19 protein-coding genes are annotated in these 18,398 nt (G+C 74.4%); 15 read left to right on the forward strand and 4 right to left on the reverse strand.

Annotated features, from left to right (window positions below):
- The 7 genes from D6718_04295 to D6718_04325 all read left to right on the forward strand — a co-directional run.
- The coding region (locus D6718_04295; GenBank protein RMG47155.1) for a hypothetical protein at positions 1-1,169 on the forward strand (1,169 nt) is incomplete at its 5' end.
- A 48-nt stretch (positions 1,170-1,217) separates the two neighbouring features.
- Complete coding sequence (locus tag D6718_04300; GenBank protein RMG47156.1) at positions 1,218-2,210, forward strand: alpha/beta fold hydrolase; 993 nt, start codon at positions 1,218-1,220, stop codon at positions 2,208-2,210.
- Positions 2,207-3,031 carry a 1,4-dihydroxy-2-naphthoyl-CoA synthase gene (menB, locus tag D6718_04305; protein RMG47157.1) on the forward strand — a complete coding sequence of 275 codons (825 nt, stop codon included), beginning with the start codon at positions 2,207-2,209 and terminating at the stop codon, positions 3,029-3,031. Before D6718_04300 ends, menB begins: the two co-directional genes overlap by 4 nt.
- On the forward strand, positions 3,028-3,942 hold the full coding sequence (locus tag D6718_04310) for a 1,4-dihydroxy-2-naphthoate polyprenyltransferase (GenBank protein RMG47158.1): 915 nt from the start codon (positions 3,028-3,030) through the stop codon (positions 3,940-3,942). The genes menB and D6718_04310 overlap by 4 nt, the downstream gene beginning before the upstream one ends.
- Positions 3,939-5,009, forward strand: a complete 1,071-nt coding sequence (locus D6718_04315; GenBank protein ID RMG47159.1) for an O-succinylbenzoate synthase — start codon at positions 3,939-3,941, stop codon at positions 5,007-5,009. The genes D6718_04310 and D6718_04315 overlap by 4 nt, the downstream gene beginning before the upstream one ends.
- Positions 4,883-6,337, forward strand: a complete 1,455-nt coding sequence (locus D6718_04320) for a 2-succinylbenzoate--CoA ligase (protein ID RMG47160.1) — start codon at positions 4,883-4,885, stop codon at positions 6,335-6,337. Before D6718_04315 ends, D6718_04320 begins: the two co-directional genes overlap by 127 nt.
- 95 nt (positions 6,338-6,432) lie before the next feature.
- Complete coding sequence (locus tag D6718_04325; GenBank protein RMG47161.1) at positions 6,433-6,939, forward strand: thiol peroxidase; 507 nt, start codon at positions 6,433-6,435, stop codon at positions 6,937-6,939.
- Positions 6,940-6,950: 11 nt separating this feature from the next.
- On the opposite strand, the gene D6718_04330 is transcribed toward D6718_04325, so the two are convergent.
- Positions 6,951-7,406 carry an acyl-CoA thioesterase gene (locus tag D6718_04330; protein RMG47162.1) on the reverse strand — a complete coding sequence of 152 codons (456 nt, stop codon included), beginning with the start codon at positions 7,404-7,406 and terminating at the stop codon, positions 6,951-6,953.
- 97 nt (positions 7,407-7,503) lie between these two features.
- Here D6718_04330 and D6718_04335 point away from each other — a divergent pair, with 97 nt between their 5' ends.
- Complete coding sequence (locus tag D6718_04335; GenBank protein RMG47163.1) at positions 7,504-9,111, forward strand: M20/M25/M40 family metallo-hydrolase; 1,608 nt, start codon at positions 7,504-7,506, stop codon at positions 9,109-9,111.
- A gap of 6 nt (positions 9,112-9,117) precedes the next feature.
- On the opposite strand, the gene D6718_04340 is transcribed toward D6718_04335, so the two are convergent.
- Together D6718_04340 and D6718_04345 are read right to left on the reverse strand one after the other, a co-directional pair.
- Positions 9,118-10,356 (reverse strand): hypothetical protein, encoded by a 1,239-nt coding sequence (locus D6718_04340; protein ID RMG47164.1) that lies wholly within the window; start codon positions 10,354-10,356, stop codon positions 9,118-9,120.
- On the reverse strand, positions 9,939-11,192 hold the full coding sequence (locus D6718_04345) for an ABC transporter ATP-binding protein (GenBank protein ID RMG47172.1): 1,254 nt from the start codon (positions 11,190-11,192) through the stop codon (positions 9,939-9,941). Before D6718_04345 ends, D6718_04340 begins: the two co-directional genes overlap by 418 nt.
- On the opposite strand from D6718_04345, the gene kdsB reads away from it, so the two are divergent.
- From kdsB to D6718_04380, 7 genes are read left to right on the forward strand one after another with little or no spacing between them, the layout of a single operon-like run.
- The gene (gene kdsB / locus D6718_04350) at positions 11,083-11,859 is read left to right on the forward strand and encodes a 3-deoxy-manno-octulosonate cytidylyltransferase (protein RMG47165.1); all 777 of its coding nucleotides are present in this window, start codon (positions 11,083-11,085) and stop codon (positions 11,857-11,859) included. The two genes, D6718_04345 and kdsB, sit on opposite strands and share 110 nt — an antisense overlap.
- Complete coding sequence (locus tag D6718_04355; protein ID RMG47166.1) at positions 11,856-13,487, forward strand: CTP synthase; 1,632 nt, start codon at positions 11,856-11,858, stop codon at positions 13,485-13,487. Before kdsB ends, D6718_04355 begins: the two co-directional genes overlap by 4 nt.
- A complete protein-coding gene (locus D6718_04360; GenBank protein ID RMG47167.1) occupies positions 13,484-14,341 on the forward strand; it encodes a 3-deoxy-8-phosphooctulonate synthase in 858 nt (285 codons plus the stop codon). The genes D6718_04355 and D6718_04360 overlap by 4 nt, the downstream gene beginning before the upstream one ends.
- Before the next feature lie 50 nt (positions 14,342-14,391).
- Complete coding sequence (locus D6718_04365) at positions 14,392-15,291, forward strand: KpsF/GutQ family sugar-phosphate isomerase (protein RMG47173.1); 900 nt, start codon at positions 14,392-14,394, stop codon at positions 15,289-15,291.
- 14 nt (positions 15,292-15,305) lie between these two features.
- Positions 15,306-15,836 carry a hypothetical protein gene (locus D6718_04370; GenBank protein RMG47168.1) on the forward strand — a complete coding sequence of 177 codons (531 nt, stop codon included), beginning with the start codon at positions 15,306-15,308 and terminating at the stop codon, positions 15,834-15,836.
- Positions 15,833-16,192, forward strand: coding sequence for a DUF1049 domain-containing protein (locus tag D6718_04375; GenBank protein RMG47169.1), 360 nt, complete (start codon positions 15,833-15,835; stop codon positions 16,190-16,192). Before D6718_04370 ends, D6718_04375 begins: the two co-directional genes overlap by 4 nt.
- Entirely contained in the window at positions 16,189-17,334 is a 1,146-nt protein-coding gene (locus tag D6718_04380; protein ID RMG47170.1) for a hypothetical protein, read from the forward strand. The genes D6718_04375 and D6718_04380 overlap by 4 nt, the downstream gene beginning before the upstream one ends.
- Before the next feature lie 137 nt (positions 17,335-17,471).
- On the opposite strand, the gene D6718_04385 is transcribed toward D6718_04380, so the two are convergent.
- Positions 17,472-18,398: hypothetical protein (locus D6718_04385; GenBank protein ID RMG47171.1), on the reverse strand; the 927-nt coding region annotated here is incomplete at its 5' end.

The raw sequence follows: 18,398 nt of genomic DNA on the forward strand, positions 1-18,398 counted from the left end.
CCCCCACCGCCGCGCCGCCCCTCTTCGGAACGCCGAGGGCGGCACCCGATCCCCCCGCCGTCGAGGAAGCGGCGCGGATCTGGTGCGCCGGGCGGAGGCGGCTGGTGATCGCCGGGCCGGCTCCACCCGGCTTCGCCGCGGCGGCCCGCGCCGCCGCCCGCCTCGCCGCGGAGACGCCCGCGGTCCTCGCCGCCGAGGCGACGAGCCAGCTCCGCCACCACCCGCAGCGCGATCCGGGACTCGCGTTGGACGGCCTGGAGTGGCTCGCGGCCCCGGGCGGTTTCCTCGACCGCCAGCCGCCGGAGGCGGTCCTGCTCCTGCACGGCGCTCCGGCGGGACGGTGGACGCTGGGCTGGCTCGAGCGGACGCCGGCCCGCCTTCTGGTGGCGGCGCCCCGATGGTGCGATCCGGTCAACCGTGCGGAGGCGGTGCTCGTGGGCGATCCCGAGGCGGCGCTGGACCTCCTGGCCGAGGCTTCGCGCCGGCTCCGGCCCGCCGGCGCCGACACCGAGTGGCTCGGCGCCGTTCGCGAGGCCGACGCCCGCGCGTGGCGCGGGGTCGAACAGGCGCTCCGCGGCGGCGGGCCCATGCCGGAACCGGCCGCGGTGGCCGAGGTGCTGGGTGCCCTCCCGGACGGCGCTCAGATCCAGCTGGGCAACAGCCTCGCCGTCCGCCTCGCCGACATCGCCGCCCCCGGAAGCCACCGGGCGCTGACCGTGCTGCACCAGCGCGGCGCCTCCGGAATCGACGGGTTCGTCTCCTCGGCCGCGGGGGCCGCCGCCGCCACGGGACGGCCGACGGTGGCGCTCGGCGGGGACCTGAGCTTCGCCCACGACGCCGGGGGATTGGCCGCCGCCCGTGCGGTGCGCGTTCCGCTCGTCCTGGCGGTGCTCGCCAACGGCGGCGGGCGCCTGTTCGACCTCCTCCCGGTCGCCGCCCGCGCCGACCTCGAAAAGGAGTATCGGGACCGCTTCCGCTGCCCGACGCCGATCGACTTCGCCGCCCTCGCCGCCGCCTACGGCCTGCCCCACCGACGCGCCGCCACGCGGAACGAGGTGCGGGCCGCCCTCGAGGAAGCGCTCGGCCGGCCCGGACCGACGCTGGTGGAGATCGTTCCCGATCCGCCGGGGGCGCGCGCCTTCCTGGAGGGCGCGGCGCGCCGGTCCTGACCGGTGCCCATGGGTGCGAAGCGCTGCGCGACGGGATGACAGGGAGGAATGTCGGCCCGGTCTCGCGGCCATCGGGCGACCCGAGGCCGCAAGCTCCGGGCGCTCGGCGGCTCGGATGCCGGAAGGACCTCGGGGATGCGCCCGGACGAAAAGACGCGCGCCGCGGAAACTCGGGTGGGACCACCGCCGTCGGTTCCCACCCCGCGGGCCTTCCCCTCCGGTGCGGCCGAACGCCGGCGGGCGGCGCTCCACCTGCGGGTGCGGGGCCGCTCCGGCCGCGGCGTTCCCCTCGTGCTGCTCCACGGATTCACCGGAGCGGCGGAGGCGTGGGGCGCGGTCGTCGCGCACCTGCGCTGGCCGGGACCGGTGGCGGCGGTCGATCTTCCCGGCCACCACCCCGCGAGCCTCGTCCTGCCGGGCGAGGATTTCGTCGCCGCCGTCGACCGCCTCGCTGCGGCGCTTCGCCGGGAAGGGCTCGCCCCGGCAGCGGTGGCGGGCTATTCGATGGGAGGCCGGCTCGCTCTCGGGCTCGCGGCGCGCCATCCCCACCTGCCGCGGCTGCTGGTCGCGATCGGAGCCCATCCCGGGCTTTCCCGCGCCGAGGCCAGGGAGCGGAGGCGACGGGACGCGGCGATGGCGAAGCGGATCGCGGCGGGGCCGATCGAGCGCTTCGTGGAGGAATGGGAGGCCCTGCCCCTGTTCGCCTCACAGAGGCGCCGGCCGCCGGAGGCGCTCGCCCGCCAGCGCGCGTGGCGCCTCCGCCACCGTCCTCGGGCGCTGGCGCGCGCCCTCGCCGCCCTCGGCCCCGGCCGCCAGCCCGACCTCCGCCGCGCCCTCGCGCGGTTTCCGGGACGGCTCGTCGCCCTCGCCGGATCGGAGGACCGGCGCTACGCCGAGCTGGCGCGGGAGATCGCCGGACTCGCTCCGCGCGGCCGGTTCGTCGTCGTACCGGGCTCGGGTCACAATCTCCTCCTCGAGGCGCCCGCCGCCGTCGCGAGGGAGATCGAGCGGGAGCGCCGCGCGGAGGAGACGAACCGATGAGCCTGCCGGACTGGACACCGCAACCCGGCTTCGAGGACATCCGATACGACAAGGCCCCCGAGGGGATCGCCAAGATCACGATCGCCCGGCCCCACGTGCGGAACGCCTTCCGCCCGCAGACGATCCGGGAAATGCAGCGCGCCTTCGAGGACGCCCGGGACGACGCCTCGATCGGCGTGGTGATCCTGACCGGCGAGGGGAAGGAGGCGTTCTGCTCGGGCGGGGACCAGAGCGTCCGCGCCGCCGGGGGCTACGTCGGGGACGACGGCGTGCCCCGGCTGAACGTGCTCGACCTGCAGCGCCAGATCCGAACGCTGCCGAAGCCGGTCATCGCGATGGTGGCCGGGTATGCGATCGGCGGCGGCCATGTCCTCCACCTCGTGTGCGATCTGACGATCGCCGCCGACAACGCCCGGTTCGGCCAGACCGGACCGCGCGTCGGCAGCTTCGACGGCGGGTACGGCGCGTCGTATCTCGCCCGCTGCGTCGGGCAGAAGAAAGCGCGGGAGATCTGGTATCTCTGCCGCCAGTACGACGCCAGGGAGGCGCTCGCGATGGGACTGGTGAACGCCGTGGTCCCCCTGGAACGGCTCGAGGAGGAAACGGTGGCGTGGTGCCGGCGCATCCTCGAGCACAGCCCCACCGCGATCCGGCTGCTCAAGGCGGCGTTCAACGCCGACTGCGACGGGCAGGCGGGCCTGCAGCAGCTCGCGGGCGACGCGACGCTGCTGTTCTACCTCACGGAGGAAGCGCAGGAGGGCAAGCGCGCCTTTCTCGAGAAGCGCAAGCCTGACTTCTCGCGCTTCAAGCGGTTCCCGTGACGGCGAGGGGAGCCGGCGGAATCGGTCCGCTGCTCCGGGCCTATGCCCTCGCGGCCCGGCCGAAGACGCTCCCCGCCGCCGTCGCGCCCGTTCTGGTGGGGGCGGCCGCGGCGCGCGCCGCGGGGACGTGGCGGACCGGGCCGGCGCTGGCCGCGGCAGCCGGCGCGCTCCTCATCCAGATCGGCACCAACTTCGCCAATGACGTCTACGACTACGAGAAGGGAGCCGACACCGCCGAGCGCCGCGGTCCCCTGCGCGTCACCCAGGCGGGCCTGCTCTCGCCGCGCCAGGTCCGGGCGGGGATGGTCGCCGCCTTCGGCGCCGCCGTCGCCGTGGGGATCTACCTCGCAGCGGTCGCCGGCTGGCCGGTCGTCGCCATCGGCGTCGCCTCCATCGCCGCCGGCATCGCGTACACCGCCGGGCCGATGCCCCTCGCCTACGTCGGCCTCGGGGAGCCGTTCGTGTTTCTCTTCTTCGGGCTCGTCGCCGTGTGCGGGACCTCCTTCGTCGTCGCCGGGCGCGTGCCGGGTCTCGCGTGGGGGGCGGCAGTGCCGGTGGGGGCGCTGGCGACCGCGATCCTGGTGGTGAACAACGTCAGAGACCACGACACCGACCGCAAAGCGGGCAAGCGGACGTTCGCGGCGAGGTTCGGCCGCCGGGCCGGGCTGGCCGAGCTGGCCGGATTGCTCGTGCTCGCCTACCTCGCCTCTCCGGCGCTCGCCGCCGCGGCCCGGAGCCCGGCCCTCGTCCTGCCCGCCCTCACCCTCCCCTCGGCGGTCCGGCTCTACCGGACCGTCGCCCGCCACGAGGACGGCCCCACGCTCAACAGGGCGCTCGCCGGCTCGGCGCGCCTGCTCCTGCTCTACGCGATCCTGCTCGCCGCCGGCCTGCTCGCCGCCGGTTCCGGATGAGCGGCAACGGGGCGGCGATGGTCATCGACGCGGCGGCGTTCGCCGGGGTCACCCTCCCCCCCGCCGGACCCTTGCCGGCGAGGCGGGCCTTCGTGCTCAGGCTCGAAGCGCACGGTGCGGTCGGGGTCGGCATCGCCGTGCCCGCGCCCGGCCGGGAGGCGGCGGCGCGCTCGCAGCTCGCCGATCTCTGCCGCTCCTTGCCCGGGCGGCGCCTGACCGTCGCCGACCCCCGTCCGCCGGAGCTCGGTCCCGACCTTCCGATCGAACCGGATCGGGCGCGCGTCCGGGCGGCCCTCGACACCGCTCTTCTCGACCTCGCCGGGCGCATCGCCGGCCTCCCCGTCCACCGCGTCCTCGGCGGGCGTCCCCCGAAGGGTGGCCTTGCGTACAACGCGCTCCTCCCCGCCGGAAGCACGCGCGAACTGCTCGCCGCCGCGGAGCGCGCGTTGGCGCGGGGAGTCGCGACCCTGAAGCTCAAGATCGCCCGGCGTCCGGAAAGTCTCGACGGCGAACTCGAGGCGCTCGCCCGGCTCCGGTCGGCGATCGGCCCTTCCGCGAGCCTCCGCGTCGACGCGAACGGAAGGCTCGATCCCCCGGCCGCGGCCGGCGCCGCTGCCCGCCTGGCGGAGATCGGCGTGGAGTACTTCGAACAGCCCGTGGCCCCGCGGCTCCTGTGGGACCTGCCCGCGTTCCCCGTTCCGGTGGCCGCCGACGAGTCGCTGGAGGAATCGGAGGGCGCGGCCCGGCTGCGGAACCCCGGCCCGGTCCGTGTCGCCGTGCTCAAGCCCGCGCACCTCGGGGGGCCCCGCGCCTGCCTCGCCCTCGCGCGTGTCGCCCGGGCGGCCGGCATCGGCGTGGTGGTCACGCACGCCTTCGACGGCCCGATCGGCTTCGCCGCGGCGGCCGAGACGGCGCTCGCGCTCCCCGGTCCGACCCCGGCGTGCGGGCTCGACCCGGAGGCGCTCGGCGAGCGGTTCGACCCGCCCCAGATCCGCGGCCCCCGCGTCGTCCCTCACGATCGCCCCGGCCTCGGGCTCGGGGAGGAGATCCGGTGCCGGATGGGCTGAGCGTGCGGGCGGCGGCGCGGGAGGCCGGCGCCCGCCTCGCCCTGATCGCGCCGGGCCTCCGCGCGACGTGGCGGGAGCTCGCGGAGCGGGCGGCCGAGGAGGCGGCGGCCCTCCGCCGGCGCGGGGCCGACCCGGAGCTCCCCTTCCCGGTCACCGTGCGCGCCGATGCGGAATCGGTGGTTCTCCTGCTCGCCTTGATCGAGGAGGGGATCACCGCGGTCCCTCTCGACGCGCGCTGGACGGAATCGGAGAGGAGCGCCGCCCTCGCCCGGCTGGCACCGCCCCCGCCGCTGGAAGGAGACCCGCACGATCCGGAGCGGCCGCTCGCGATCGTGTTCACCTCGGGCACCAGCGCCCGCCCGAAAGCGGTCGTGCTCTCGCGGCGCGCTTTCGCCGCCGCCGCCGCGGCGAGCGCTTCCGTGCTGGGGTGGCGGGAGGACGACCGCTGGCTTTTGTGCCTGAGCCCGGCACGGATCGGGGGGCTCGCGGTCCTCACTCGCTGCCTCGCCGCCCGCCGGCCCGTCGTCGTCTCCCCGCGCTTCGAGCCCGAGGGCTTCGCCCGCATCGTCTCGGAGGAGCGAATCACGCTCGTCTCGCTCGTTCCCGCGATGCTCGCCGAACTGCTCCGGCGGCTGCCCGCGTGGCGCCCGCCGCGACACCTTCGGGCGGTCCTGCTGGGCGGCGCGAGCGCCGGGGAGGATCTCCTCGACGAGGCCCGGCGGCGCGGTGTTCCCGTGGCCCCCTGCTACGGAGCCTCCGAGACCTGCGCCCACGTCACCCTCGCGCTTCCCGGGGCGGCGGCGGGCTGCGGCCCGCCGCTCCCGGGCGTGGAGGTCGCGGTCCGCGACGGCCGCCTGTGCGTCCGCGGGCCGGTGCTCTTCAGCGGCTATGCCGACGCGGGGAGGATCGCCGGCGGACCGGACGCCGCCGGCTGGTGGGAGACGGGAGACGTCGGCCGGATCGACTCGGCGGGCTGCGTCCACGTGACGGGACGGGCCGACGAGACGATCGTCAGCGGCGGGGAGAACGTGAGCCCGGCGGCGGTGGAACGGGTGCTCAGGGGGCATCCGGCGATCCGGGACGCCCTCGTGGCCGGCGTCCCGGACGAGCGGTGGGGGCAGGTGGTCGGGGCGCTGATCGTCACCGAGGGGCCGCCGCCGGCCCGGCCGGCTCTCGACGCCTGGCTGCGAGCGCGCCTGAGCGGCGCGGCGCGCCCCCGCCGGTGGCGCGTGGTCGACGCGCTGCCGCTCACCCGCGAGGGGAAACCGGACCGACGGCAGGCGGCTCGCCTGCTGGCCGATCCGGCTCCGCCGGAATCGGGGCAGTGAGCGCACCGGCCCGAGGGGCGCGTCGGCGCCCGGCCGACTAGAATCGCACCTCTCCCCGCGCCGCCGGGCGCCGGGGACCCCGCGAGGAGAGCGCCATGGCGAAGATCACCCTGAAAGGGAACCCCTGTCACACTTGCGGCGAACTGCCGCCGGTCGGAAGCACCGCCCCCGACTTCAAGCTGGTCAACAGCGCGCTCGAGGAGGTGTCGCTGCGCGATTTCGCGGGCAAGAAGAAGATCCTCAGCATCGTGCCGAGCCTGGACACGCCGGTGTGCGCCGCCTCCGCGCGGACGTTCAACGAACGGGCCGGCGGTCGGGACGATGCCGTCGTCCTGGTGATCTCGGCCGACCTGCCGTTCGCCCAGAAGCGGTTCTGCGAGACGGAAGGGCTGACCGGCGTGCACACCCTCTCGCTCGTCCGTTCGCGACAGTTCGCCCGGGACTACGGCGTGCTGATCGAGGACGGCCCGCTGGCCGGCCTGACGGCGCGGGCGCTTCTCGTCCTCGACGCGAACGACCGCATCGTCCACGCTCAGCTCGTCCCGGAGATCACCCAGGAGCCGGACTACGACGCCGCGCTCCAGGCGCTCGACGCCTGCTGACCCCACCGGGCTCAACCGCCCCCGACCGCCCGGAGCAGCGCCTCTCGCAGCGGCCCCGGTAGTTCGGTCCTCTCGAAGCCGGCGGCGCTCACCGCGCGGTGGTCGGTCTGCCCGACCGCGGCCGGAGCGCCGTCGGCGCGCTCGACGCGGTAGCCGAGGGCGAGCCGGCCGGCGCGGCCGCAGTGGACGCCGACCACGGCCACGGCCGCGCGCTCGCCGAAGCGGAGCGGGGCGAGGTACTGCGCCTCCGCCCGGACCACCGGCAGGAGGAGACCGCTCTTCACGAGATCGGGGAGCGGGTGGCCGCACCTCTCCAGCAGGGCGGCCATCGCGTCGTTGAAGGCCTCGAGGTAGCGGGGGAAGAAAACGACCCCGCCGGCGTCCACGTCCTGCAGGCGCACCGGCCAGGGATGGCGGATCGCCGCCCGCGCCCTCAGCAGCTCGTCGCGGGTGAACCGGAGGTGCATGCGGCGAATGCTACCTCGACTCGCGGCGGCAGCCGGCCCCGGAAAAGCGGGGCGCCGGCGGAGGGCCGGTGCTATCGTCCGGCGCGAGGAGCCGACGATGGACGGAACGCCGATCCTCCCTGCCGCCGACGAACGCCTCGGGCGCCGGGTGCTCGCGTGGCTCGAGCGCCTGGTGCGGATCGACAGCCAGAGCGACGAGACCTCGAGCGCCATCCCGTCGACACCCGGCCAGAAGGAGCTCGCCGACGTGGTGGCCGCAGCCCTCGCCGCGGCCGGCGCACGGGTGGAGCGCGACGCGCACGCGAGCGTGCTCGCGTCGTTGCCCGGCCGCGGACCCGGGGCCGGCGCCCCACCTTTGGCCTTCAGCGCCCACCTCGACACCTCCCGCGGGACCCGGGCCGTGGACCGGCTGCACCTCCTCCCGGGCTGGCGCGGCGAGCCGATCCCCTACCCGGCGAACCCTTCTCTCGTCGTCGACGCCCGGAACTACCCCGCCGCCCGTCCCTTCATCGGGCAGGACATCGTCCACGGCCCCGGCGACGCCCCGTTCGGTCTCGACGACAAGCTCGGGCTGGCCGAGATGCTCGTCCTGGCCGAACTCCTCGCCGAGCGGCCGGAGATCCCTCGTCCTCCGCTGCTGCTGATCGCGCGGGCCGACGAGGAGATCGGGCGGATGGAGGCGGTCGTCGGGCTCGCGGAGGAGCTTGCGCGCCGCGGCGTTCGGACCGGCTTCACCCTGGATGGCATCGCGCCCTACGAGATCAACGTCGAGAACTTCAACGCCTCGCAGGCGACGGTGTTCTTCCCGGACGCGCCGCTCGAACGGCCGGTTCCGCCCGGCTGGCGCCGCGTCACGCTCGCCCTCGGGGGGGTGAACACCCACGGGGCCACCGCGCGCGAGGAGGGGTACCGGGCGGCGACCCGCTTCGCGGCCGAGATCCTCGCCCGACTGGAGCGGATCGGAATCGTGCCCGCGCGCGCGGTGCCGGCCGCCTTCGCTTCCGACCCCTCCCGCGACTGCGACGGCGTGTTCGAGCTGGCCGCGAAAGACGCCCCGCCCGTGATCGAGGCGATCCGGGCCGCGGCGGCCGAGATCGTCGAGCCGCACGCGCCGCGCGGTGCCCGGCTCGCCTGCGCCACCGCCGGCCCGGTGGAGCGCCGGCCGGGCCGCGCCGCCGGCGATGCGCTCCGGTTCGTCGGGCGCCTGCTCTCCTCGCGACCGGGCTTTCCGATCGCCGCCGAGGAGTCGTCCGGCCGCGAGGGTTACTCCGCCCCGTACCGGTCGATGCCGGTCGAGGGAGGCCAGCGCGTCGACGTGCGCCTGCGCGACTTCGACGCGGGGCGGCTCCGCGAGCGGGAGCGGCACGTGGAAGCGGTCGCCCGCGAAGGCGGCGGCCCGGCCCCGCGCGTGGAGATCGCCCGCCAGTACGTGAACATGGGCCCGCGGCTCGCGGAGCGGCCCGAGCTGCTCGACTGGCCCCGCCGCGCCGCCGAGGCGGCGGGCGTGGCCGCCGAGATCCGCCCGATTCGCGGGGGCACCGGCGTCGATCCGTTCCTCGACCGCGGCACCGCACTCGCGAATCTCGGGACCGGGTACTTCGCTCCCGAGAGCGAGAAGGAGTTCACCTCGCTGCAGGCGATGGCCGGGCACGTGCGATGGCTCGCCGCGCTCGTGCAGGTCGCGGCCGCCGCGCGTCCGCGCTGATCCCGCTCAGTACTGGACGAGCGATCCCTCCCGCTTCGCGCGGCGGACCGCGACGCGGGCTCCCGCCAACCCGATCGGCACGAGAACGGCGGCGAAGCCGGCCAGCGCCGCCAGATCCGGAGCGATCTGGCGGAGGCCCTCTCCGCGCAGGAGCGCCCCGCGGACCGCCTCGGTCGCGTACGAGACCGGGATCAACTTCGAGATCCACGCGATCCCGGGCGGGAGGGAGGCCGAGGGGATCACCACGTTGCCGAACAGGAAGGACAGCGAGCTGATGACGAAGTTGACCGGGTTGCCCCGCTTGAAGTAGAGGACGAACGCCGCCGAGAGGATGCCGATCCCCGACAGCGCGACGACGGTGAAGATCACCGCCGCGACCGCGCCGATCAGGCTGCCGGGATTCAGCCGCACGCCGAACACGACCACTCCGAAGAAGAGCAGCAGGGCCGACTGCAGCGCGGCGAACGTGTAGCTCCACGAGCTCGAGGCGAGCACGAGATGCCCCAGGCGCGCCCTCGTCACCAGCATCGCCTCCAGCGTCCCGGTCGTCTGCTCGAGGCGGATCTGCGCGGCGTAGGCGTTCAGGGAGACCTCGAGGAACCGGTTGACCATCAGCCCGACGAGCACGTAGGAGAAGTAATCCAGCCCGCCCGTCTGCCGGAGCAGCCGTGCGGAGTCGCCGGCGCCGCCGATGAAGCGCGCCATGAAGTACCAGATGGTCGCGTTCACGAACAGGCCGATCACCTGCAGCAGGAACGCGAGGCGGTAGGAGAACTCCGTCTGGAAGTCGCGGACGAGGAAGGCCCAGGCGGTCCGGAGAAGGCCTCTCACGGCGACACCTCCGCGGACGCCGCGTCGTCCGTCACCAGCCGCTCGAACACCTCTTCCAGGTCCGGCTCCACCGGGGAGATCTCGAGGACCCGCCCGCCTCCGCGGTGCAGCTCGGCGAGCCAACGGTCGAGATCGGCTTCCTCGGCGAGCTGAACCACCACCTCCTCCTCGTCGCCCGCCCGCGACCTCCGGACGAGGCGCCCGACACCGGGGGGCGGGGCTCCGGCGATCCGCGCCCGGTACTGCCGCCCCGTCAAGCCTCTCCGCCGCAGGGCCGCCGGGGTCTCCGCCGCGCGGATGCGTCCGCGCGCCACCACGGCGACCCGGTCGCAGAGCTGCTCGGCCTCCGCGAGGTTGTGCGTCGCCAGGAGAATGGTCTTGCCGTCCCGGGCGTGAAGCTCTTCCCGGATCCAGCGCCGCAGGCGCGCCGCGCTGACCGGGTCCAGGCTCCGCGTCGGCTCGTCCATCAGCAGCACGGGAGGGTCGGCGAGCAGCGCGCGGGCGATCGCCAGGCGCTGGCGCATCCCCGACGAGAAGTCGCCGAACCGGCGTTCCGCCTCCCCGCTCAGCTCGACACGCTCGAGCAGGGACGCCACGCGGCGCCGCCGCTCCGCGGCGCGCAGGCCGTGCAACCGGGCGAAAAAGTCGAGGTTCTCGCGAGCGGTTAGCCGCCAGTAGAAAGACCGCTCGTCGCCGTGAACGAGGCCGAGCACACCGGTGAGGTCTCCGCTTTCGGCCGGCACGCCGTAGACCACGGCACGCCCGCGGTCGGGAAGAACCAGTCCGCTGAGAATCTTGAGCAGCGTCGTCTTGCCTGCGCCGTTCGGGCCGAGAAGGCCGAGGAGTTCGCCCCGCTCCACCACCAGGTCGATGCCGCGCAGCGCCGGAACGCGCTCGGGACGCTTCCAGGGGGCCGAGAGCACTTGCCCCACGGTTCGGCGCCGCGGAAACGACTTGTGAAGGTCCACCACCTGGACGGCCGGACCGTTGTCGGACGCGCGCTCCACGGCGCCCAAGGATAGCGCGGCGCGCCGACGCCGCGCCCCGGGTTGACCGCCGTGGGCCGCTCGTCTACGATCCGCGCGGGGTACAGGAGCGTCCGCCGAAACGAACGCACGCCGTGCCGACGGGAGGCAGCGGATGCCGCAGGCGGTCGTGGTGATACCGGCCCGCTGGGCATCGAAGCGCTTCCCCGGCAAGGTGCTCGCCCCGCTCGCAGGCCGTCCCCTCGTGCTCCACGCCTGCGGCATCGCGAGCCGCGCCCGAACGGTCCGGCGCGTGATCGTGGCGACGGACGACGACCGGGTCCGCCACGCGGTCGAGGAGGCGGGCTTCGAGGCCGCGATGACGGCGCCGGATCACCCCAGCGGCACCGACCGCGTGGCCGAGGTCGCGCGGGGGCTGGAGGAGGCGATCGTCATCGGGCTGCAGGCCGACGAGCCGTTCCTGGAGCCGGGGGACCTCGACGCGCTCGCGAGCGCCGTCGCCGCCCCCGGCGGTCCCCGCCTCGCCACCCTCGCCGCCCCGCTCCGCGGGCGGGAGGCGTGGCTCGACCCGAACGCGGTGAAGGTGGCGGCGGCCGCCGACGGGCGGGCGCTCTACTTCTCGCGCGCGCCGATACCGTACGTCCGCCGCGGCGGCCTCCTCGAGCAGCCTCCCGCGGGCGGGCCGCCCGCGTGCGCCCGGCTGCACGTGGGGGTCTACGCCTGGCGGCGCGAGGCGCTGCTGGAGTTCGCCGGCCTGCCGCCGTCGCCGCTCGAGAAGGCCGAGGGGCTCGAACAGCTGCGGGCGCTCGAGGCGGGCTGGCGGGTGCTGGTCCTGCCCGCGAGCGGCCGGCCGATGGGCGTGGACACGCCGGAGGATCTGGAACGGGCCGAGCGGGAGTTCGGCCGCACCACCGGGACGGGGCCTCGATGATTCCGATCAACAAGGTTCGCGACACGCGTTACATCTTCATCACCGGCGGCGTCACCTCTTCCCTCGGGAAGGGCCTCGCCGCCGCCTCGATCGCCCGGCTGCTCGAGTCGCGCGGCTTCAGGGTCACCATCCAGAAGCTCGACCCGTACATCAACGTCGATCCGGGGACGATGAGCCCCTTCCAGCACGGCGAGGTCTACGTTACGGACGACGGCGCCGAGACCGACCTCGACCTCGGCCACTACGAGCGGTTCACATCGATCCGGACGTCACAGAAGAACAACTACACCGCCGGCCGCATCTATCACCAGGTCATCCAGAAGGAACGCCGGGGCGACTACCTGGGCGCGACGGTCCAGGTGATCCCGCACGTGACCGACGAAATCAAGGAGGCGATCCGAACGCTGTCCCCGGGGTACGAGATCCAGCTCGTCGAGATCGGCGGCACGGTCGGCGACATCGAGTCGCTGCCCTTCCTCGAGGCCATCCGCCAGATGAGGCTGGAGTTGGGACCGCGGCGCGCGATCTTCATCCACCTGACGCTGGTCCCGTGGCTGCCCGCGTCGCGCGAACTGAAGACCAAGCCCACGCAGCACTCGGTGAGGGAACTGCGGGCGATCGGCATCCAGCCGGACATCCTCCTGTGCCGGTGCGACCGGCCCCTGCCGGTGGAGATCAAGCGCAAGATCGCGCTCTTCTGCAACGTCAGCGAGGACCAGGTGATCGCCGCCCCGGACGTGGACAACATCCACGAGGTGCCGCTGCGGCTGTCCGCGGAGGGGATCGACGAGATCATCACCAAGCTGCTCGACCTCCCGTACCGGAAGCGCCGTCTCGAGGACTGGCAGGAGCTGGTCGAGAAGGCGCGCAGCCCCCGCGGCGAGGTCGTGATCGCCATGGTCGGCAAGTACGTCTCCTACGAGGATTCGTACAAGTCGCTCAACGAGGCGCTCCGCCACGGCGGGCTCGCGAACCGGGTCGCGGTGAAGCTCAAGTTCATCGACGCGGAACGGTTGGAAGAGGACGAGGGCGAGGATCTGCTCGCCGACGTGGACGGCGTGCTGGTCCCCGGCGGGTTCGGCGACCGGGGTGTCGAGGGGATGATCCGGGCGGTCCGCATCGCGAGGGAGCGCCAGATTCCGTTCCTCGGCATCTGCCTCGGCATGCAGTGTGCGGTGATCGAAACGGCGCGCTCGCTGGCCCACCTCGAGGGGGCCAACTCCACCGAATTCGATCCGAACACCCCGCACAACGTGATCGACCTGCTTCCCGAACAGCGTGGGATCGAAGATCTCGGGGGCACCATGCGCCTGGGGGCGAGCCCCGTGCGGCTCACGCCGGGAACGCTGGCGCACCAGCTCTACGGGCGGGCGGAGATCAGCGAGCGGCACCGCCACCGGTACGAGGTGAACAACGAGTACCTTCCCGCCCTTCGCGACGCCGGACTCATCCCGTCGGGCATCTTCCCCGCCAAGGAGCTGGTGGAGGTGGTCGAGCGCGAGGACCACCCCTGGTTCGTGGCCTGCCAGTACCATCCGGAATTCAAGAGCCGCCCGCTCGATCCCCATCCGCTGTTCCGCGGTTTCATCGGGGCGGCCCTCCGCTACGGCGCGGCACGGGAGCGATGACCGAGGTCCCCCCCGTTCCGCCCGTGGAGATCGCCGCCGGCATCCGGTGCGGGGGCGACGGACCGCTGCTCGTCATCGCGGGCACGTGCGTCATCGAGAGCCGCGAATCGGCGCTCGCGCACGCCGAGGCGATCGCCGGCGTGGCGCGGCGGACCGGCCTGCCGTTCGTCTTCAAGGCCTCCTACGACAAGGCCAACCGGACCTCGCTCGACTCCTTCCGCGGCCCGGGGCTCGAGCGCGGACTGGAGATCCTGGCGGAGGTTCGCGAGCGGACCGGGCTGCCGGTGACCGCCGACGTCCACGAGCCCGCGCAGTGCGCCGCCGCAGGGAAGGTTCTCGACCTCGTGCAGGTGCCGGCGTTCCTGTGCCGGCAGACGGACCTCCTCGGAGCGGCCGCGGCCACGGGCCGGCCGGTGAACGTGAAGAAGGGGCAGTTCCTCGCCCCGTGGGATTGCGGGCCCTTGGTGGACAAGCTGCGCCGGCAGGGGGCGAGCGGCGTGCTGCTCACCGAGCGCGGCACGACGTTCGGGTACAACAACCTGGTGGTGGACATGCGCGGCATCCAGGTGATGCGCGGGCTGGGAGTGCCCGTCGTCTTCGACGCGACGCACTCCGTCCAGCGGCCCGGAGGTCTCGGCTCCGCCTCCGGGGGCGATCCCGCCTTCATCCCCGCGCTGGCGCGCGCCGCGGTCGCGGCGGGCGCCGACGGCGTCTTCTTCGAGGTTCACGAAGATCCGGGGCGCGCCCTGTCGGACGGACCGAACGCGCTGCCGCTGGACAGCCTGGAACCGCTGGTGGTTCGGCTCGCGCGGTTGCACCGGGCCGTTCGCGAGCCGGGGAGGAACGGCCCGTGATCGAGACCGCCCGCCGGGTGCTGCGGATCGAGGCGCGGGCCGTGGACGCCATGGCTGCCCGCATCGGAGAGCCGTTCGAGCGCGCCGTGCGGATGATCCTCGACGCGCCCGGGCGAGTCGTGCTCACCGGAATGGGCAAGAGCGGTCTCGTGGCCCGGAAGATCGCCGCCACGCTGGCCTCCACCGGAACCCCGGCCCTGTTCCTCCATCCCGCCGAAGCGATCCACGGCGACCTCGGCATGATCGTTCGGGGCGACGTGGTGGTGGCGCTGAGCCAGAGCGGGGAGACGGAGGAGATCCTCAGGCTGCTCGCCACGATTCGCCGGCTGGAGGCCCGCGTCATCGCCCTGACCGGCAGGCCGGACTCGACCCTGGGGCGGGAGGCGGACATCGTTCTCGACACGTCGGTGGAGGAGGAGGGTTGCCCGCTCGGCCTCGCGCCGATGGCGAGCACGACCTGCGCGCTCGCGCTCGGCGATGCGCTCGCCGCCGCGCTGATGGTCCGGAAGGGAATCAGCGAGGAGGACTTCGCGCGGCTGCACCCCGGCGGGCGGCTCGGGAAGAAGCTGGCCCGGGTGCGGCAGGTGATGCACGAGGGCGACCGGGTCCCGGTGGTGCGGCCCGACACGCCGATGCGCGAGGTGGTGATCGAGATGAGCCGGAAGCGGCTCGGGTGCACCACCGTCGTCGACGAGGAGGGACGCTTGGCGGGGATCATCACCGACGGAGACCTGCGCCGCCTGCTCGAGCGCTCCCCCGATCCCCTCAATCTCACCGCCGGCGAGGTGATGACGCCGCAGCCCGTGACGATCGGGCCCGACGAGCTGGCCTCGGCGGCGCTCGCGACGATGGAGCGCCGGAAGATCATGATGCTGCCGGTGGTCGGCGAAGACGGCCGGCTGCTCGGCCTGGTGCAGATCCACGATCTGTGGGGCACGCAGCTCTTCTGACGGGCGGGGATTCCATGGCAGGCAGGGCCGGAAGGGCGCACAACCCCGAGGAAGCCGCGCGGCGGGTCCGGCTGCTCCTGCTCGACGTCGACGGCGTCCTCACCGACGGCGGCCTGTACGTTCTTCCCGGCGGCGGCGAGGCGGTCCGCTTCGACGTGCGCGACGGGCTCGGTCTCGTGCGCGCCCGGCAGGAGGGCCTCGCCGTCGGGTTCGTCTCCGGGCGCTCGACCGACGCCGTGCGGGCCCGCGCCGCGGAGCTCGGCGTCGAGGAGGTGCACCTCGGCGTGAAGGACAAGGCCACCGTGCTGGCGGCGATCCTCTCCCGCCGGGGGCTCACCCCGGAGGAGGTCTGTTACGTGGGAGACGACCTCCCCGACATCCCGGTCCTCGAGGCGGTCGGGCTTCCGGTGACGGTGCCGGAGGCCCCGGACGAGGTCGTCGACGCCGCCGCGTATGTCACGCGGCACCCCGGCGGGCGCGGCGCCGTCCGCGAGGTCGTCGATTTCGTTCTCCGCGCCCGGTCCGGCGCGTCGGAGGGAGCATGAGGATCGCCATCTTCGTCTTGCTGGCGGCGTTCGTGGTCGCGGTGTTGTGGGTCGCTCTCGCGAACGCTTCGCAGGAGGTCGACCTGAGGGTCGGCCCCGGGCTGTCCGGGCGGACCTCCCTGGCCCAGGTCATCGTCGGATCGGTCCTGGCCGGTGCCCTCTTCACCGGGCTGCTGGCGGTGATCGAGGGCCTGTCGCTGCGGGTCGAGCGGCACCGGCTCCGGCGCCGCCTCAGGCGCCTGGAGGAGGAGATCCACGACTTGAGGAACCTCACCCTGAGCGGGGAGGATCGGCCCGCGGCCCGGCTCGACCGCGACGCCGCACCCGGGTCGGCGCGGCTGGCGGACGACACGTGACGATCTTCGCCGTTCTGCTCGCCTTCCTGGCGGGCCTCCTGATCGGGGGCCTCGCGCTGTCCGCTGCCGGACGCGGGTCCCGCTCTGCGGCCGCGGAGGGCGGGCCTTACGATCGGATCCTCCGGACCGCCCTGGCACGACTCGCCTCGGGCGACCACCGCGGCGCCGTCGCCGCCCTCCGCCGGGCCACGGCGATGCGGCCGAGGGACGACGCCGTCTACCTGCTCCTCGCCGAGGAACTCCGCCGGCTGGGCGATCGCTCGCGGGCCGAGAGGGGAGCGCAGGTGATCCTCGCGGCGCGCGACCTCGACCCGGACGTCGAAAGCGCGGCCTGGCTCCTGCGCGGGCGGCTCGCCGAGGAACGGGGAGAGACCGACGCCGCTCTCGAGGCCTACGCCCGCGCGGAAAGCTCCCGGCCGGACGCCGCCCCGGCGATCGTGGCGCGAGGCCGCCTTCTCTCCCGCCTCCGCCGCTGGAGGGAGGCGATCGAGGCCGCCGGACGCCTGGCTGCCGTCGAACCGGAACGGGCGCGGCTGATCGCCGCGCGGCGCCGCGTCCTCCTGGCACGGGAGCTGCTCGCGGAGGGACGCCCGGATGCGGCGCTGGTCGAGGCGAAAGCGGCGCTGAACGACGCGCCGGATCTGACCGCCGCGCGCATCACGGTGGGAGACGCCCTGTTCCAGATCGGCAAGGTGCAGCAGGCGTGCGCCGCTTGGCTCGAGGCGGCTCGCGCCGCCCCGTCGCGGGCGGCGTTGATCCTCGACCGGCTCGAGCAGGCGTCCTCGGGGGCGCCCGCCGGGGCGGCCCGCCGACTCGCCGAGGAGCTCGCCGGAACGGGGGCCGATTGGCGCCCGCTGGCCTGGCTCGTTCACGACTCGCTCCTCGCCGGCCGCGCCGACGAGGCCGCGAGGTGGTTCGAGAGGCTCCAGCAGGTGGCACCCGCCGCGGCGACCACCTCCCGCCTCGCGGTGCGGCTGGCCGCGGCGCGCAACGGGAGCGCCGGCGCGCTGGAAAGCCTCCTGAGCCGGTGGGAACGCGAACGGGTCTGGACTGATCCGTGGCGCTGCAGCCGGTGCGGGCGGGAGACGGGGGAGTTCGAGTGGCGCTGCCCCGACTGCCAGGCGTGGGACTCTTTCCACTGATTCGAGCGGCTCGCCCGGCGGCGCGCTCCCGAGGCCGTCCCGTCGGGCCCCTCGTCCGGGGGTGCCCGCCGATCGCCGCTCGATGCGATGACGCGACGGCGCGACGCCGCCGCGCGAGTGGCGCCGCGAGATGCAGCTCAGGCGTCGTCGGCGGCTGCCAGGGCCTCGTCGATCTCCCGCATCCGGGCCGGCGGTAGCAGGTCGCGGACCAGTGAGAGCTCGGTTTCGATCAGCGGCTCGAGCGCGTCCGCGGAGGGGCCCAACGGACTCCGGGCCAGCTTCCGCGCCAGCGCTTCGCGCGGGAAAGCACCGGTGTCGTCGGGGAGGAGGTCGCCGAACACCCGCCCGCGGTCGCCCAGCTTGCGCAGGCAGGTCCTGACATAGTTCCGGATCCCCGCGCCGATCTCGATGCGAAGCTGACGGTAGACCACACGGTGCCGGCGGTTGAACCGATCGACCAGTTCGTACACCCACGCGTCGACCGCATCCGCCCCTTCCCCCGGTTCGAGCCCGAGGGCGTAACGGGAGATGCGTTGGGTCTTCGCCGGATCCTCCTCGGCTCGCGCGACGTAACGCGAGACGCCCTCCGCCTCGAGAAGCTCCGCGATCCTCTCCGCGTCCTCCTCCGGCTCTTCTCCCGCCTCGTCCCGTTCCGGCTCGGGACGCGGGGCCGGTGGCGATCCGGTCCCGTCCGGCACCTCCACGCCTTCCCCGCGGCCGGACTCCGGCACACCCTCGTCCATCTCCTCGGAAACCGCTCCCTCCGGCGCCGCTCCGGAACCGGACGCGGTCTCGCCCGCCGCCCGATCGGAACCTCCGATCTCCCACGAAGCACCGGCATCCTCCGGCCCGGCCTCCTCCGCCGCCTCCACGGCCGCGGGCCCGGAGACCTCACCCCCTGGCTCCGCCGGAACGGGCCCCTCCTCGGAGCCGCCGATCTCCCACCGAGCACCTGCATCCTCCGGCCCGGCCTCCTCCGCCGACTCCTCCGCCGCGGGCCCGGAGACCTCACCCTCCGGCCCCGCCGGAACGGGCCCCTCCTCGGAGCCGCCGATCTCCCACGG

It is taken from the genome of Acidobacteriota bacterium (genome assembly GCA_003696075.1).
In the GTDB taxonomy this organism is placed as follows: Bacteria; Acidobacteriota; Polarisedimenticolia; order J045; family J045; genus J045.